Raw genomic sequence first — 17,895 nt, forward strand, 5'->3', positions numbered from 1 at the left:
CGTAGCCGGCGGGAGACTGCCTTTCAACCCAGCTTGATATCGTTGTGGTCGCATAATTGCCTTAGGTTGATTGACAATCCCATATAGTCATTTTCCACCCTCTATTGATATTTCCCGGTGGGTTTATGATTGTCCAAATAGATATATGCCTATAAGCCCCGGAAAAATTGGGTTCAGACACATGAAAATGTGGTACGGGGCGCAACCTAACCAAACAATGACCGACGATTCATCGACCGATCGAACGATGCTTCAGACGGCNTTCAGACACATGAAAATGTGGTACGGGGCGCAACCTAACCAAACAATGACCGACGATTCATCGACCGATCGAACGATGCTTCAGACGGCGCTGCTGGCGGTCCTCCGCGAGGCCGACACAGTTCGTGAGGATCTCAAGCGGCTGCGGAGCGACGAGATGGATAGTACGCAAGCACAGAACGACGGCTGGTCCGGTACCCTCGAGCGATTCGTCACACCCGCGCGAGGGCTGGTCCTCGCGGCGATTACGACGCTGCTGTTCAGTCAGTCGGTACTAGCTCAGGAGGGTGGCGGTAGCGGGACGAACATCTGTAACGAAGGGTTCGGCCTGCTGATTTTCGACGTCCAGATGATGGCATGGCAGGTCATCATCGGCGCGCTGTTCGCGGTCTTCCTGCTGGGGATCGTCCTCCGAGCGGTTCCGCTGTTCACAGGTGCGACGGCGATGGGGTCGCTGATGATGATCGGCCCGATTGTCGGTGTGCTGGCGTTCCTGTTCTTCGTCCAGTTCATCGATATCGCGCTCGGTTACGCTGGCGGCCCCGGCATCGGTGAGGGCTGCTCGCCGTTCGTCTAACCCCCTTCTTCATCTACTATCAATGAACTCCCGACGAACCATCCTCGCAGTGGTGCTCGTGGTGCTCGGCACACTCACGCCGGGCCTGGGAGCTGCCGCCACGGGCCCCGGTCCTGCTGACGGCGCGGCCCTCCAATCCCAACCGCAGTTCGAACCCGACGATAACGCCAGCGGCAACGAACCAGTCTGGCAGCCCGACTCCGGTTCCGACTCGGGCTCAAGCGACGACTCTGGTAGTGGCGGCGACTCTGACTCCGGCGGGGATGGTTCGGGGTCGAGTTCTGGCGATCCGGGCTCGAGTACCGGGCTGGTCGATCTCCCGTCGAGTGATGCTGACTCCGACTCCGGATCTGACGCGAGCGCGGACGCGAACACAAGTGCTGGAGACGGAACCGGCAGCGGCGATATGAGCTTCCAGCCCTCTGTCGTGGACGAAGTCGACGGCGTCACGCAGGAAGATCTCGATAACGGCTCCATCACGCAGGACGAGTACGAGGCGCTGGTCACTGCTCAGGAGGAACAGAACGGCTCTGCCCGATCGCCACTCGGGGGCGCCCAGGACGTCGTCGAGACGGCAAGTGACCCGGCCGAAGCTGCCAAGACGGTCTGGGAGCGTCTGGCCCAGCTGTTCGCCTCAGGGATGAACCTGCTCGTCGACCAGGTCTTTAACGAGGCGCTCGGCACGCCGACGATCAATAACGACGGCGCCTTCGGTATCTTTGGGACGCCCGAAGCACTCGAGACAGGCGAGGAGACGCCGGCTAATCAGGAGGCGACGGTCTACGACGCCGTTGCATCCCAGAACTACGTGACGATCCACAAAGAGATCTTCATGGGGCTGATTATGCCGATGGCGGTCTCGATCATGTTCCTGCTGGCGCTGCTGATGCTCGCGGCGCCCATAACGGCGCTCATCACCCGCCAGCAGGTCGGCTCGATGCTCGCCTCGGGTGTCTTCGTCATTCTGATTATCGTCGTTTCGTGGGAGTACGCCGCACTCATGCACGCGCTTAGTGATGCGGCAGTTCAGTACGTCCTTCCGGAGACCGACCAGATCCTGAATCAGGAGGCGACGACGTTCGGTGGCGGTGTCGCGGTCGCGATTGGGATCTACTTCGGGGGCTGGAGCGCGGCCGTGATGCTCGTGGCGATCCATACGGCGCGCCACCTGCTCCTGTTCGTCTATCCGGCGGTACTCCCGCTGTTCCTCTTGATGGCGTACTGGGGCGGCCACCGTCGCGTGAAGCAGATCGGCTCGTTCTTCGTCTGGCAGTGGTACGGCCTGCTGGTGATGAACCTCCCGACGGCGATCCTCCTTCGGTTCGCAGACGAAGTCGGCTGGCAACTATTTCCGGACGGCGCCGCGTTCGAGATACTCAATCTGGGGTCGACGATCGCCATCTTCCTGCTAGCGGTCGCTATCCCGCTGGCCGTCTCGGGGTCGTTCTTCCTCGTAGGCCTCTCGATGCGCGGGGCGACCGCTGGGGCCGCGACGGCCGCCGCCTCTCGGTTCACCCCGACGCCGCGGACGGCGGCGACCCACGGCGGGGCAGCAGCTCGGAGTGCGGCCGGTCGCCTCAAACGTGGCGGACGGACGGCCGCCTCTCGAGCCCATACGAAGTATCGGGAGTCGCGCTTCCCGAGCGTCACGCAGGAGAAGTACGCGACCGACGGCGGGACGCGAACCGACGGCGGTTCCCCGTCACGATCGGGAACGACGACGCAGTCCTCGGGCGTCTCACCTGACCAGCGCAAGCGCGCGGCCGAACAGAAACAGCGCCAGCGGAACCTCGAGAGTCAGCGCGAACGCGCCCGACAGGAGCGCGATAGCTACCGGAAGTGACCGAACCTATGACAGAGCAACCATCCGACAGCGGCACCGATCACAAAGTAATCCATACCGGCAGTAGCGCCCAGGTCGTCCTCGGCGTGAGCAAACTGGAGCTGCTGGGCGCCGTCTTCCCAGCAGGCGTTNATCCATACCGGCAGTAGCGCCCAGGTCGTCCTCGGCGTGAGCAAACTGGAGCTGCTGGGCGCCGTCTTCCCAGCAGGCGTTATCTGGTTCATCGGCGGCCAGATGGTCCCCGGTACGCTCGGCTCACTGATGTACCTCCCAGCGATCGTGTGGCTGCTCGCGGGGATCGGCTTTATCGCAGCCAAGCCGCCGTGGATGGGTGCCCGGCAGTATACCGAGACGGTCTTTCGCCGGATCGGCAGTCAGTCAACGATGCTCTTCGAGAGAAACCCAGACGACAGTGGTATCGATCACCCGACGAACAANCGGTCTTTCGCCGGATCGGCAGTCAGTCAACGATGCTCTTCGAGAGAAACCCAGACGACAGTGGTATCGATCACCCGACGAACAACTCGCTCCGTGCGCGGGCGGCTCGTCTCGCTCTCGTTCCCCTTCGGTGGACGAACGCGCTGTTCTCGGTCGGCCTTGAGAGCCGATCCGAGACACCGGACGAAAAGAGCGACGGGCCGACCCGAACGCAGGACTTCGTCCAGTTCAAGCGCGCCTATTCGGGAACGCCGGCCGTCGAAACCGATGAGGGTCATGTCGTCGGGGCGATCCGCATCTCCCCGGCGAACATGGTTACGTCGGGCGAAGATGAGTGGCAGCGTCAGGCGCGTTTCTACGCGAAGGTGCTGGATACCGCCGTGAAAGGCAATATCCAGATCGCCGAGTACATGCGGATGGTCGACTACACGCCTCGGATCGAGCGCTACGCCCAGCGCCGCGAGGAGATCGTTACCACGGCCGACGGCGAGGCGCCGCCAGGCGAGGTCGACTACGAGGATCTCGAGTTCGGGAAGCAGGTGCTCGCGGATCTCTGCGAGGAGCGTGCCGACGTGGTCTCGCTGTACGACCTCTCGACATACACGGTCGACCCGTATCTGATCGTCGAAGTGAAGCCCGAAGACGTGGTCTCCGAAGATGACGTCGAGGGTGGGCTGGCCTCGGTGCCGGTTATCGGCCGGATCTACTCCCACCTGAAGGTGCGCGAACTCAAGCGAGAGGGCGAACATACTCCGCAGATGATCGACCTGCTCGAGGACCGGCTGGATACGGNTCTACTCCCACCTGAAGGTGCGCGAACTCAAGCGAGAGGGCGAACATACTCCGCAGATGATCGACCTGCTCGAGGACCGGCTGGATACGGTCGCCGACGCGATCCGCCGACTCGAGGACGTTTCGGGTCACCCGATCCCGAGCTCGGAACTTTCGCAGGTCGCGGCGGACCACTACCAGGCAGCCAACGCGTACGCACACGAGAGCTACTCGTCNGGTCACCCGATCCCGAGCTCGGAACTTTCGCAGGTCGCGGCGGACCACTACCAGGCAGCCAACGCGTACGCACACGAGAGCTACTCGTCGCTGGTTCGCCAGACGCCGATCCCGACGCCCGACACATCCAACAGTGTTCACGGCGTCGAGACTGGCGAAACGTCCGACCCGGAGTACAATCTGACGTACTCGCACCTGGACGTCGAAGCCGACCGTGACCCACGGACGACGCTCTCGAAGCGGCACAACCAGCTCGCGGTCGCCGACCAGACGGCTGCTCCGGATGGCGAGAGCGAGGCCACGAGTGCCGAGACGGAGGCTGCCACCGACGGCGGAACGACCGCGGAGCCCGCCGACGTCGAGACGGTCTCGCCGACGGACGGGCCCGGCACTGCGGATATCGCGCTCACCGACGCGGAACTCGAGGAGCAGTACATCTCGCTGCTGGCGCCGGAGGTCGTCGAGCGTTCGTGGATCGGTGATGGAAACGGTGGCGACCACCTCAAGATCGACGGCGAGATCTACACGGCGACGCTGTTCATCTCNGAGGTCGTCGAGCGTTCGTGGATCGGTGATGGAAACGGTGGCGACCACCTCAAGATCGACGGCGAGATCTACACGGCGACGCTGTTCATCTCGAGCTATCCGAAGGACCCGCCGCAGGGCTTCCTCGAGCCGATTCTCCAGTTCGACGACGCCGAGGTCCAAACCAACGTTGTCACCCACGTCGAGACGATCGACCAGGACAAGGCCGAACGCGAACTCGAGGACTACGCCGACTCCCTCCGGAAGCGGTACAACCGAGTCAAGGACTCGCGCTTCGAGATGTTCGCCTCGCGCTACGAGGAAGAAGCCGACGAGACCCAGTCGGCGCTAGATTCGTTCCTCCAGAGCGAGCACGACATGTTTGAGGCCCAGACCTACATCGAGGTCCGGTCGTTCGATCCGGATGCGCTCAAACGCGCCATCCGATCGATTCGCTCGAAGATGTCCGACATGAGTGCGGAGGTCGCCGTCCTGCGGAACAATCACGACCTGGGCCACCAGACGGTCGCGCCCGCGTGTCAGGATAAGATCGGCCAGAAGGTCAAACTCCGAGCGGAGGGGCTGGCGGCGATGAACCCGTGGACGACCACCAATCTGTACGACCCCTCCGGCGTAGAGATCGCCGAGAACATGGCGACGAACGAGCCGCTCTCGGTCGACGTCTACGACCGTGACGCAGGGTACAACTGGTTCATTGTCGGGAAGACGGGCGCCGGGAAGACCGTCACGGCGAGTCAGTACCTTTGGCGGTACAAGACCGATAACCCCGACTCGTTCATGGCGGTAATCGATCCGCTTCAAGAGTTCGCGAACCTTCAGGAGATCTTCGGTGGCGAGCGCATTGTCGTCGGGTCGACGAACATTAACCCGTTCGATATCTCGCCGACGCCGGAGGACAAACTCGACGCTGTCGGCCACGGAGCGCCCTACCGCGAGTGGCTCAACTCCGGGCTTGACTTCGTTGCGCTGTACTACCAGATGCAGGGCTTCGACTTCTCGCAGTACCGTGCGATCTGGACGAAGGCGATCAAGCAGGCCGGCCGTGAGAAGGGCATCACCGAGGACCCAAAGACGCACGATCCGGACTACCGACAGAAGCAGGACCACGACGGGGCGGCGCCGACCATGACCGACGTGATGGAGATCATCAGCGACATGTCCCGCGATGGGTCGGAGTTCGTCGAAGACCCTGGCAACGAGAGCCGCGTCGAGGACCGCGAGCAGAAGGCGACGACGGTGATCAATAACCACGTCGAGCCGTTCCGCGAGGGTGGTCACCTCGAGCATCTGGCCCATCAGACCGAGGTCGATCTGTCGGACACGGACTTCGTCTACGCCGACCTCCAGCTCAAGGAGGGCGACGAGGAAGGCGGCGGGCTCATGATGCACCTGTTGCTGGACTTGCTGTACAACGAGGTGAAGTCCCGCCCAGAGCCGGGGATGATCTTCGCCGACGAGTTCCACTATCTGCTNCCGCCACCACCGCCATTGGGATCTCTCGATCGGCGCCGGAACGCAGTCGCATAAGGACTTCTTCGGCACCGATGGCGAGGGCAATGTCCACATGACCGATAACGCGGAGATCATGCACGAGCTGTCCAGTATGGAGATTTACCAATATGTCGAAGGGATGAACGAACAGTGGGGCAAACGCCTCGGTCTCTCGAGTGACGAAGCCGAGCTGATCGACGACCTCCAGAAGGGCAATTTGGCAGACGGGTTCTCCGAGGTTCTGTTACGAGTCGACGACGAGGGCTGTTCCCCCGGCCGGGTCCGGATGGATCACGACCAGAACCCTCGAGAGGCGGTTGCGTTGATGTACGACCCGAGTAAGCACGGCGAGGACTACCAGGAGTACCTTCGTCAGTACGACGAGACCTGCCAGTGGAGGTGGTCCTAATGGGTCTCGGTCACCGTGTCGCCTGCGCGACGAAACAGAAACTCGGCATCGACGACGCCTACGACGCCCTTGAGGTTACGCCGGAACTCGGCGAGCGCCTCTACAGCGAACTCCCAGAACGGAAGTCAATCTCCGTCCAGCCGAGNGCCTACGACGCCCTTGAGGTTACGCCGGAACTCGGCGAGCGCCTCTACAGCGAACTCCCAGAACGGAAGTCAATCTCCGTCCAGCCGAGCAAGGATGGCGGCGGGCCGAAGGACGCGATCGACTTGCTGACGGCCGTCCACAACCCGAGCGCCGGGCCACACTCGTTCGAACTCCAGTATGTGAACGGGCTCGTCGGGTTCCAGTGGGTGATGGCAACGAAGGCGGCCCAGAACCAGATGCAACGCCAGCTCGACCGGTTCTATCCGGACGCCCATATCGACGTCTCTGAGCACGATCAGCCCACCCTACTCCCGCTCGAGGAGGGCCGGTATGTCGCCGGGGCCTATCTCCGTCTCCGAAAGCGCGAGGACGGCCGCCACCTCTACCCGATTCGGCACATGGATATCGAGGGGTTCGAGAACGATCCTTACGGGTCGATTGCGGCAGAGATGGTCGGCGAGCGCGAGACCGATATTAATACCGATCTGGCAGTCCAGACCATTTTCGAATCCGTCTCGAATGACTGGTGGAAGGGCGGCCTCCTCTCACCGTCGATCGACGATATCGCGGACGAACTCAAGAATCCTCGACGGGACGAAGGGTTCAAACACGCACTAAAGAAGGAGATATTTCCCAACAAGTTCGATGTCGTTGGCGAGGATCGCGACCCATCGAACAAGGACAAACAGGCCGCGAACACGGTCCGGGAGCAGCGTGGCGAGAAGGGCTTCCGGCTAAACCTCCGCATCGTCGGCGTCTCGGACGACCCGCAGATGGCGATCCAGCGCGTCGCGGAGACGGCCCAGCAGTTCGACGCCTACTACGAGTCGAAGACCGAGCAGGGCTTCGAGGTCGTTCCGCTATACGACAAGAATCTGATTCGGGAACTCGAGCGCGCCTACGGTCGCACCCGTGCGGATCGGAAACTCGTGATGGGCGTCCGTGGTGCTGCCGGGCTGATGCACATCCCGAATAACGATATCAATACCCAGGATGTCAAGTGGTCGCTGACGTCGCACGCCGGGGACGTCCCGGCAAACGCACCCCGATTTACTGATTATCATGAACCTGGCAACGTGTCATGGGAGAAGGACGTTCGCTCATTCGAACTCGACGGAGATGGCGACCAGTGGCGGTACGATATTCCGTCGACATGGGTCGACCCGGAGGAATNTTCGAACTCGACGGAGATGGCGACCAGTGGCGGTACGATATTCCGTCGACATGGGTCGACCCGGAGGAATACGGCGACTGGACACCGGGGGAGGAACAGGACCGAGAGCAACAGGAGACGGATGCGGACAGCGAGATGGTGAAAGCATGAGTGTATTTGGAGACGACGAATCGGACGACTTCGAGAAGTTTGGAGCGCGAATCGAAGGTGAAGACGATCCCACGGAGCCAGTCTTGGTGAATGACAAGGAGTGGGCGATTGAGCGCTACGACCCCGTCGAAGAGGAAGTTGAGACGTACGCGGGCGCGTGGCCACGGGCGATGATCGAGAACGCCCAGGCCGTTCCTGAGCAACCGCTATGGCTCGGCGTCTCGGAGAACTCCGGGCGCGAGGTACCGATCGAGTTCGACCGCCTGTTCCGGCACGTCTTCTACGGTGGCTCTACTGGGACAGGGAAGACGACGAAGATGTATAACGACGCGGTGGCCCTGATGTACGCCGGCCACGGCGTCACAGTCATCGATCCGAAGGGTGACGATATCTACAACCTACTCCGGAAGATCCCGAAGCACCGCTGGGATGACGTTATCTACCTCGCCCCTGGTGACGACTTCCTCGATAAGACGGTCGGGTTCAACCTCTTCGAGACCTACCACGATCACGGCGAGGACGGATTCGACCGCGAGGTCGAGGGGATCGTCGACGACTTCAAGCAACTCCTGAAAGCTGGCGAGTTCTGGGGCAACCGGATGGATCGCGTAATGAAGACGATGGTCCGAACGATGGTCCGCGACGGCTACGAGTTTACGCCGATCGAACTCTACTACGCCCTACTCGAGGAAGAGAATCGGACGGAGTTCGCGGATATGGTGATGGACACCGACGATGACGACATGATGTTCCTCGAGCCCTATGCGAGACAGATCGCGGACGAGCTCTCGAACCAGGATCTNATGGTGATGGACACCGACGATGACGACATGATGTTCCTCGAGCCCTATGCGAGACAGATCGCGGACGAGCTCTCGAACCAGGATCTCGACGCACTCGTCGGGCGCCTCAAAGACTGGGTAGAGAACCCGATCACTCGCCAGATTATCGCCCAGCGGGACGCGAACGTCTCGATTGCCGAGGCGGTGAACGAGGGGAAGATCATTATCTGTAACAACGACCTCACGCCAGAGGCGAAACAGATGGTCTCGACGGCAGTTATGCGCCGCATCTGGACGTGTGTGAACGACCGCGTCAACCCGTCTGAGCGAAAGATCCGCCAGCTCGCAGGCGCCGATACAGTCGGTGGCGAATANGACGACGTCCTCTCCGAAGCGTCTAAAACGGAGAAGATGCTCTCGAAGGCGCGCTCGAAGAAACTGGGGCTACTCCTGGCGACCCAGAATCTCCGCCAGATCGACGACGAAGACGCGCGGGAGGCGATCCTCTCGAACTGTAACACGCTGGTTTCGCTGAACCCCGTCCACCCAGACGAGGCGGCGATCCTCGCTAAACGATTCGGGGGTGCGGACCCGGAGGATATGACGCAGATCCCGGACTACCACGCCCAGACGAAACTCCACCACGAGGACGACTCGTTNAAACGATTCGGGGGTGCGGACCCGGAGGATATGACGCAGATCCCGGACTACCACGCCCAGACGAAACTCCACCACGAGGACGACTCGTTCATGGCGAAACTGACGCCGCCGTACCCCCCACTCCACTCGATCGAAGAGGCGTACGAATTGATCCAGCAGTCTATCGAAAAGTACGGTATCGAGCGCCAGTCGGGACGTGCAATCCTCGANCTCCACTCGATCGAAGAGGCGTACGAATTGATCCAGCAGTCTATCGAAAAGTACGGTATCGAGCGCCAGTCGGGACGTGCAATCCTCGACGGACTCTTCTTCGCAGATACCAACCAGTCGCGAGCGGCAGATGTGGCGGGTCTCGAGAACACGGAAGCCGATGTCGACGAGCCGATGAGCGTCGATGACATCGAAACCTCGCGGACGGCACTCAAAGCGATCTACGACGAGACGATCCGCGCCGATGGNGAGCCGATGAGCGTCGATGACATCGAAACCTCGCGGACGGCACTCAAAGCGATCTACGACGAGACGATCCGCGCCGATGGCGACTGTATCAATGTCCAGACGGCCGAGCAAGTGGTGACGGACGCCACTGGCCTCGAGTACTCGCAGGCATCGAATACTATCGAGCGCCTCCACTCCGTCGGCGCGATCAACCAGGAGAGTACCAGCGACGGAATCCTGGTGTCGGTTACGCCGGAGGGCCGTGGCGAGATCGGTCTCGAGACGGGCTCCGGTGGCTCCGGTGGGAAGAGCCAGCATCGCCACCTTCTGCGCGAGGTCTACGAGTGGGGGACGTGCCTGGGCTATGATATGCAGCTTCCGACGCAAGACGGCGACGAACTCCCGGACGCCGTCGGCGAACTCCCGCCTACGGTGATCCCGGACGGCGACCTCTCCGAATCGGAGCGCGAGACGATCGTCGAAACGCGCCTGGAGGACGACTACCCAGAGATCCTNGAGCTCTCGGGGGCGGACACGCTGTATATCGAAGCCGAATCGAAGGGGCTCTCGAAGCCCGGCGGCCCGATCAAGAACGCAGCGAAGGCACCGGATCCCGAGCAGCTGCTCTTCGTCGTCGGTGACGGTGGTGACGATGGATTGACGACCAACGCCGAGCGACTCGCGGCGATCTTCGGCACCGACGACAGCGATCGGTTCGTGTCGACGCGAACGCCGACGGACGCTACGCGGAAGTTCTACACCCGGGGAAAGCTCGAGATGGCTCGTGACGGCACCGGGATCGATAAACTCGCTGTCGTCCCTGGCGACGTCTCGACGGAGTGGGTAGAGCTCGAGGGTGGTTCGGTCGTCTGTCGCGATCGTGCCGACGGCGAGGTCTACCTACGTTTCGACGGTCCCGAGGACTACCGCGAGCGCGAGCCAGCCGACGCGCCTTCGACCGTCCACTACGACCTCGAGGATGGCAACTACGTCGTCGAGAGTGGCGGTGAAGTGGAACGGCGGTACGCCGCGAAGACCCCACTCACCGACGACTGGACGCACATCTACGAGCCTGTGATCCCCGAAGCGATGTTCCGAGAACACGGTCACGACTCGGTCCCTGTGCCTGAGGAGTTCCGGATCGCCATCGTGCCGAACGACGATCGCGACCTCGAGGGTGATCCCGAGCTGCTTATGTTCGACAGCGAGACCGAAGACGTCGTTCCGATCATGGGCTGGTTCGGCAAGCCCTCGGACGGAACCAGTAGCACACTCGACGGCTCAACAGACACAGGCGGCGCTGATCCCGAACCGAAGACTGATCGCCAGCCGACACCCGAACCGCTGGTTGATCACGATCCCGAGCCAGCACCTGCCCACCCGGCGCCCGAACCGCCGGTACCAGGGTCGTCAACATCAGAACCCGATTCCGAGGACACGGTCGAAGAAGCTGCCTCTCTCGAGAACGAGAAAGACGACGACGACAATGATGAGCCGGATGGCAGCCCGTTTCGCGATCTCAATAGCTAAATCTGCCTCGTTCAATTTGACTGTGTCTTGATATCGAGATGACGTTATACTGACTACTTAAAGACACCATATTGACGTCATCTTGACTATCTAATGGTGGGTGCTTTTAGCCGACAGAATTTGTTATAGAATTCTTCTTGTATCATTGGAAGCAACAGATATGCTCTATGTGGGACAGGATTTTCGGTGTTGGGACCCCATCCATGACTAATGCCGTTCCAGTCGACCTGGAGTAATCTGCTCGAGGAGTGTGAGGCGGTAGGGGATGAGGCGACACTGGTAACGCCCTTATCGAAGAAGCAGTTTCAAATCGTAGATGTTCAGGAGCATCGGATTGTCATCGAGTACTTGGACACTGAGGAGAAGCGACCACTCCAGCGTGACCAGTTTGAGACGCTTGCACGCCGAATTGGCGATGCAGCCGACACATTTGACCTTGAACGATTACCCCCCGACGCCGAACCCTATGCGGCAGTCTTGAGTCTCCATCCCCGATTCGAGATCGATGAACGCGAGGGGCTGATCCGAGAGAGTGAGAACCCGGGTCCGTCCCAACTCGTCCAGGCTCCAGAAACTGAGGCAGAGACTGAGCGAACAGAACCTGACCTTGCCATCTATGCTGACGCACTCCTCCTTACTGATGCACTCGAGCGCCACGATGTAACCGATCTCAGTGGACAGGAGACGTCCACACTAGTGAACCTCTATACGCTGTTATCTGACGTCCAGCGGAATGCCGATGACCTCCGCCAAGATGTTGCTGATGTGTTGCTCGAGCGAGTTCACCATGATCAGCCCATTCACGCCCAATTCGGATCTGTTCAACGGACCAGTCGAACGTACAAATCATTGCGCGATGAAGGGGAAGTCCTAGCGACCCTCGAAGACGCTGGGATCCCACGCGAACGTGTNCAACGGACCAGTCGAACGTACAAATCATTGCGCGATGAAGGGGAAGTCCTAGCGACCCTCGAAGACGCTGGGATCCCACGCGAACGTGTCACCAGCGTTGATTCCAGTAAGGTCGATGAAGCCCTTGAGGTCACTGAACTGAGTCGAAGCGATGTCTACGAGATCGAGGATCGGGAATATGTTCGAAAAGCCGACGTTGATGAAGAGCACAAAGAAACGCGACTCCAAGGTCTCAAAGACCAATTGGCGGTCAGTGATGAGCCAGAGGCCGCTGAACTGCGTGAGGAGATTGACGATCTCGAGGCCCGAATCGAGGAACTTACTGAGTTNCAATTGGCGGTCAGTGATGAGCCAGAGGCCGCTGAACTGCGTGAGGAGATTGACGATCTCGAGGCCCGAATCGAGGAACTTACTGAGTTCAGCCCAGCCCAGGAGTTCCACGCTGAGTGACTGAGAGTGGTTGGCAGATCGTTGCTATCTCACTAACCCTGTAAGCGGGTACTTGTCTGGGCCTTCTTCTGTCTCAACGAGGAGTACGTCTCCGAGTGTGATGATAAGGAGTACTCCAACTCTGGGGTGGAACAATCCGCTTATCGTGCAGGATGCAACGTACCAAAGAAGTCCAGAACCAGACGGACGACTGCTTTTCATATCCGCTTTGCTATATAAATGTAAATTCTCCAACGTACAAATCTGAGTAGAGTAGATGACTTTCTATAGAGTGGACTCGTGGACATTCGTAAATTTCTAATAGGATACGTCTGCTGTGTTATTTAATGACTTACGAGAATCTGGATGCTGAGTTGGTCAATGAACTTCTCACGGATGGACGTGCGAGCCTTCGAAGTCTTGCTGAAGAGCTCGATGTGTCCGTCACGACAGTCTCGAATCACNATCCAGGGATACACACCGATCGTCGATTACGATGCTGTCGGGTACGACGTGACGGCAGTGATGCAGCTCAAAGTCGAGGGAAGTGCACTCGGTGAGATCACAGAAACACTCCAAGAGCATGATCAGATGATGTCTGTGTACGAAGTCACTGGTGACTACGATATCATCGCGATTGGAAAGTTCACAGACACCGATGATATGAACGACCAGATCAAAGCCCTCGTGACTGATCCGGACATCAAGCAGTCGAACACCAGTATCGTTCTGAATAGCGTCGCCGAAAACGAACAGTTTGAGATCACAACTGAAGACAAAACTGAGTGATCGGATTCGTTATCATTCAATCCCTCGAGCAATGAATCACAAGTAGGCAATGGCACGTTTGTAGCTGTCCGTCTCTCTCACCAAGCGATCGGTTCTGAACAATCTTCTCTTTCTTCTCTTCTTCATTGAATTCTGCTCAGAATCTATATGGGTGTACTGTCCTCCGAGTGGGTTTTAAGCGAGTAACGGGTGTAGATCTGATATGTACGATTTGACCGCGTTCCAGCGCGATCTGCTCTCTGTGGTCGCCGGATTAGATGAACCGCATGGACTTGCGATCAAAGAAGAACTCGAGGACTATTACGAGAAGGAGGTCCATCACGGCCGTCTGTATCCGAATCTGGATACGGTCGTCGACAAAGGACTCATCGATAAAGGACACCTCGATCGTCGGACAAACATCTATTCGCTCACGCAGCGTGGACAACGTGAACTCGAAGCCCGCCGCGAGTGGGAAGACGAATACGTTGGTGAGGTGAGGGTGTCATAGAACGAGTAGCACACCAAAGAGCAGGGTGAACGCTGAGGTGGATGAGTTCAGCGACCCTGCAAGATGATCCTTCGGNGTGTCATAGAACGAGTAGCACACCAAAGAGCAGGGTGAACGCTGAGGTGGATGAGTTCAGCGACCCTGCAAGATGATCCTTCGGTAGAGTCATTCTTCAATGTCGCAGAGACCGAGACGCTAGCGTTGTTTGAACATCTTTCCTTCGAGTTTCTCGAAGAGTTCGACGTGTTCGCCCCGGTGGAGACGGGGCGAACACGAGAGCACGAACCACCAGAATCGTCTCGACCGACCAAAAGATCCTGATTGCAGTCGAGTTCACCGAGAACAAACAAGCGCCAGAAGAGACGGCGATGCGCGTCACGTGTGACGCGCTCGCCGTCGCCAAGCCAATGTGGATGGTCGGTAACAGCGCCTACGACACGTTTGACTGGCACGACCACCTGCTGGCTGCTAGGGGTCGTGCCAGTCGCCCCATACAACGCACGAAACACTGACGAGCCGAAAGACATCGAGTACAGGGTCGAAGACCGAATCAAGGAACACAGCGAGGACTCCAGCTGAAGCAATCGATCTTAGACGAGACGTACAACTGCCGCACAGGCGTCGAACGAACCAGTGAATCAGCCAAGGACTGCGGCCTCGGGCGTGGGTACGCCCGAGGCCGCGTTCACGCGCGAGCACAAGTGTTTCTCGCGCTGTGTCTGCGCCTCGTTGTCGCAATCACCAACTACGAACGTGGANGGCCGCGTTCACGCGCGAGCACAAGTGTTTCTCGCGCTGTGTCTGCGCCTCGTTGTCGCAATCACCAACTACGAACGTGGAGACAATCCAGGAAGTACCGTGATCACGGTGTGAGAAGACTTCTATGACACCCTCGCAGTTGTAAGTTGTATCCTCGAACTCTTCTTCTGAGATCTCACCACGAGCGTACGCAACTCGCGATTCTTCGATAGCCATCACTGGGGATATTCTGCCATAGAATTCATGCCGGAAGAATGCCGATACATAGCGTATGCCGTTGATAAGACCGAAAATAGCGAAGATGCCGACAAAACAGTGATCACAGCGTATAGAGTCCCCGATGGTACCAAAAACTTAGTCGAGATTACCGAGGACTATATATAACGATTGATTAGGGACTATAATTACTGGGATCTGTGCCCGTTTAGCGAATTTCGGCGAGCTGATCTACTGACGAAAGAGGGTGACCTCAGCCGCCGCCGCGGACGACATGACTGTACTTCAACAGTCCGACGAAGACGCTGCCACCGATCGCGTTTCCGATTGTCGACAGGGCGAGGAACGCGACGTAGTCCGCGAGCGTGACCGTCGGTGAGAGGAACAGTCCGAACAGTACTTCGACGTTTCCCGCGATAGAGTGAGGAAGGTGGAGGATACCGATCGACGCCGTAACGATCCACACGAACATGATTCGACTGAGCGTATCCTGTGCAGCCGTCACTAACCAGGCTACCAGTCCCATCAACCAGCCCGCGAAGATACCGGCGACGAACAGCCACTCAAGATCGTGGTCGACAAGTTTGTGTGCGATAGATCCGAACGCCTCTGGCGAGGCGACGCCGAGGTTAGGCATTAGCGTGACGACCAGTAGCGTGAACACGACGCCACCGATCAGGTTGCTAACATAGACCACGCCCCATACTCGTGCCAACCCACGTGCCGTCGCCCGTCCGGCAAGCACCGGCATGATCGCGAGAGTCGTGTGTTCGGTGAACAGTTCGGACCGGCCGAGGATGACGAAAATAAAGCCGACCGAGTACGTGCTGGCCAGTAGCAACTCGGTCCCGAGGTCTCCGTACCCACCCTGGGAAAGCGTCAACATCACCGCCATCAGGACCGGTCCAAATCCAATGTCGAGCCCGGCCGAGAACCCCGACAGCGCGAGCCCTGACGTTTCGCGGTGGATTTCGTGTTCGCCACTTTCGACGAGTGACCGCAGGATCTCCGGCGTCGGGGTTTGCTCGGTGACGTCGAGGAGGCTATCCGTTGACTCCTCGTTCGGTTCAGACGTGTGATCGCCCACGGTCAGTCTCTCCAGTTGTGCAATGAGACTGCTTCGTTTGTCCGATTGGAAACCATACGCGAACAAGTCAACTCAATCAGTTGGGTCTGTTGCTTTCACTCTTCATTCCTCACCCATCTTATTGGTAAAGAACACGCTTACGCTGTTGAAGAAGGAGACTGGAATCGGGTAAAGAGCCCCTCTACCCGCGTGGACGAGTGGGTTTTGAGTGACGACACTGGAAGCTACCTCGGAAGAGCGCCGAACCTCTTCTAAAACTAACAAGAATTACCGGCTGAGAGGGTGTCTGAAAGATCGCCACTAGACTGATTTGTCCGAATTCACCGACAACAGGCCTGCTAAACCGACTGTAGTCTCATCTCCCGGAGCTGCCGAAAATATTATAACACTATGCAGTTTATAAATTACCGATTCGACTCTATATGAACTCAAGGAAGCCTGAGACGGCAGAATTCCAATTTCTCGAGGGCCTTTGTTAAAATGCGATTTAACCATGGGTACTTACTAGGGTCGACACTGTACCCCACAGACGAATGTCTACCCCGACTGATCGGCAGGGTTCTGCCGTCCACAAGGCGGTCTCTCGCTATCTCGAGCGCGCGATCAAATCAGACGGCTCGAAGGCGACTATGCGGCCAGCACTCGAGCGATTTGCCGCGTTTTGCCAGAGTGAGGGAATTGACGAGATTCGTGAGCTCGAAGCAGGCGATCTTCGGGAGTTTGGGTATACTCTTCGCCAGAGCCAGATCGATGGGGAGATTGCGGCGTCGACAGCGAACACGTACTTCGCATACGTGCGGGCGTTCCTCTCGTTCTGCGTTCGGGAAGAACTCCTTAATGCGAATCCAGCGAAGACGAACAAGGCAACCGAATATCTACCTGAGGACACAAACGACTCTTCGAGTCAATTCTGGACACCGGAACAGCGCCAAGTGATCGTGAACTATGCGACCAAACGTGTCGATATGGCGAATGATGGTACGATCCGAACTAATCCGTTGACGGCCTCGCGAGACCGAACGATCGTAGTGCTGCTCGCTGAGACTGGCGCTCGAGGTGCGGAGTTATTCGACGACTCGAAAGACGAGAAACGTGACGGCATTACCTGGGATGACGTCGATCTCGAGAAACACGTTCTGTCCGTTTTTGAAAGTCCCGTAATCGAGAAGAGGTCCCACTACCGAAAGCCGCTCGCGATGTCCTCGAGCGCCACCGGAAGTACATNTCTGTCCGTTTTTGAAAGTCCCGTAATCGAGAAGAGGTCCCACTACCGAAAGCCGCTCGCGATGTCCTCGAGCGCCACCGGAAGTACATTGATCCACCAACTGACGAGTGGCCCGTCTTCCCAACCGGCCATTTTCAGTCGAAACAAGGTGTTCTCGAGTCAGAACTCGGTGAAGTTCGACTGTTAAAGGCGCTTGAGGAGAGAGGCAACGCGTCGAAGACAGATGTCCTCGACGATCTATTCCATGACCACGAGATCGCACCGCCATCAATTTCTAAAGAGGGTGCACGGCGAGTGATGAAACGTCTCACCGACGAGGCAAACATCGGACTCGAGGACGGACACGAGTATCTCAAGCCCCATGGAGCACGTCGTGGACTTGGCGCCGAATTGTACGCGCTAGGGGAGTCCGAAAAGGCCCAACAGGTACTGCGTCACAAATCGATTGGTCGCGTCGCAAAGTCCTCTAGAGTTCAGTAGCAACTGACTCCCGTGAGGACGGGGTCACCTCTGGTGTCCACCCGAGGTGCCCCA

8 protein-coding genes and 3 pseudogenes are annotated in these 17,895 nt (G+C 58.7%); 9 read left to right on the forward strand and 2 right to left on the reverse strand.

The features are described 5' to 3' along the window. Window positions 1–307 precede the first annotated feature (307 nt). Window positions 308–838, forward strand: coding sequence for a hypothetical protein (locus tag C492_RS00050; protein WP_049892538.1), 531 nt, complete (start codon window positions 308–310; stop codon window positions 836–838). A 22-nt stretch (window positions 839–860) separates the two neighbouring features. Beyond that, window positions 861–2,681 (forward strand): hypothetical protein, encoded by a 1,821-nt coding sequence (locus C492_RS00055; RefSeq protein ID WP_239643361.1) that lies wholly within the window; start codon window positions 861–863, stop codon window positions 2,679–2,681. A 464-nt stretch (window positions 2,682–3,145) separates the two neighbouring features. On the opposite strand, the gene C492_RS25035 is transcribed toward C492_RS00055, so the two are convergent. Beyond that, window positions 3,146–3,868 (reverse strand): hypothetical protein, encoded by a 723-nt coding sequence (locus C492_RS25035; RefSeq protein WP_008419313.1) that lies wholly within the window; start codon window positions 3,866–3,868, stop codon window positions 3,146–3,148. A gap of 2,369 nt (window positions 3,869–6,237) precedes the next feature. On the opposite strand from C492_RS25035, the gene C492_RS25040 reads away from it, so the two are divergent. The 7 genes and pseudogenes from C492_RS25040 to C492_RS25985 form a co-directional block, all read left to right on the forward strand. After that, on the forward strand, window positions 6,238–6,573 hold the full coding sequence (locus C492_RS25040) for a hypothetical protein (protein ID WP_239643362.1): 336 nt from the start codon (window positions 6,238–6,240) through the stop codon (window positions 6,571–6,573). Window positions 6,574–9,105: 2,532 nt separating this feature from the next. Continuing rightward, window positions 9,106–11,454, forward strand: a complete 2,349-nt coding sequence (locus C492_RS00070; RefSeq protein WP_449289491.1) for a TraM recognition domain-containing protein — start codon at window positions 9,106–9,108, stop codon at window positions 11,452–11,454. Between the two features lie 210 nt (window positions 11,455–11,664). Further along, complete coding sequence (locus C492_RS24825) at window positions 11,665–12,816, forward strand: hypothetical protein (RefSeq protein WP_239643363.1); 1,152 nt, start codon at window positions 11,665–11,667, stop codon at window positions 12,814–12,816. Window positions 12,817–13,142: 326 nt separating this feature from the next. After that, window positions 13,143–13,584 (forward strand): annotated as a pseudogene (gene lrp, locus C492_RS00085) (HTH-type transcriptional regulator Lrp). 202 nt (window positions 13,585–13,786) lie between these two features. Beyond that, window positions 13,787–14,074, forward strand: coding sequence for a PadR family transcriptional regulator (locus tag C492_RS21905; protein WP_008419319.1), 288 nt, complete (start codon window positions 13,787–13,789; stop codon window positions 14,072–14,074). Window positions 14,075–14,200: 126 nt separating this feature from the next. Beyond that, window positions 14,201–14,832 (forward strand): annotated as a pseudogene (locus C492_RS21910) (transposase); the annotation flags it as partial. 1 nt (window position 14,833) lies between these two features. After that, a pseudogene (locus tag C492_RS25985) lies at window positions 14,834–14,947 on the forward strand (IS5/IS1182 family transposase); the annotation flags it as partial. 355 nt (window positions 14,948–15,302) lie between these two features. On the opposite strand, the gene C492_RS00090 reads toward C492_RS25985, so the two are convergent. Beyond that, window positions 15,303–16,142 (reverse strand): formate/nitrite transporter family protein, encoded by an 840-nt coding sequence (locus C492_RS00090; RefSeq protein WP_083898714.1) that lies wholly within the window; start codon window positions 16,140–16,142, stop codon window positions 15,303–15,305. Between the last annotated feature and the right edge of the window lie 1,753 nt (window positions 16,143–17,895).

Source organism: Natronococcus jeotgali DSM 18795 (assembly GCF_000337695.1).
GTDB classification, from domain to species: Archaea; Halobacteriota; Halobacteria; order Halobacteriales; family Natrialbaceae; genus Natronococcus; species Natronococcus jeotgali.

What these genes read in the sequence shown, in the direction of transcription:
- C492_RS00050 (WP_049892538.1), top strand. Translation starts at nt 308, where the DNA reads ATGACCGACGATTCATCGACCGATCGAACGATGCTTCAGACGGCGCTG.
- C492_RS00055 (WP_239643361.1), top strand. Translation starts at nt 861, where the DNA reads ATGAACTCCCGACGAACCATCCTCGCAGTGGTGCTCGTGGTGCTCGGC.
- C492_RS25035 (WP_008419313.1), bottom strand. Translation starts at nt 3,868, where the DNA reads ATGTTCGCCCTCTCGCTTGAGTTCGCGCACCTTCAGGTGGGAGTAGAT.
- C492_RS25040 (WP_239643362.1), top strand. Translation starts at nt 6,238, where the DNA reads ATGACCGATAACGCGGAGATCATGCACGAGCTGTCCAGTATGGAGATT.
- C492_RS21905 (WP_008419319.1), top strand. Translation starts at nt 13,787, where the DNA reads ATGTACGATTTGACCGCGTTCCAGCGCGATCTGCTCTCTGTGGTCGCC.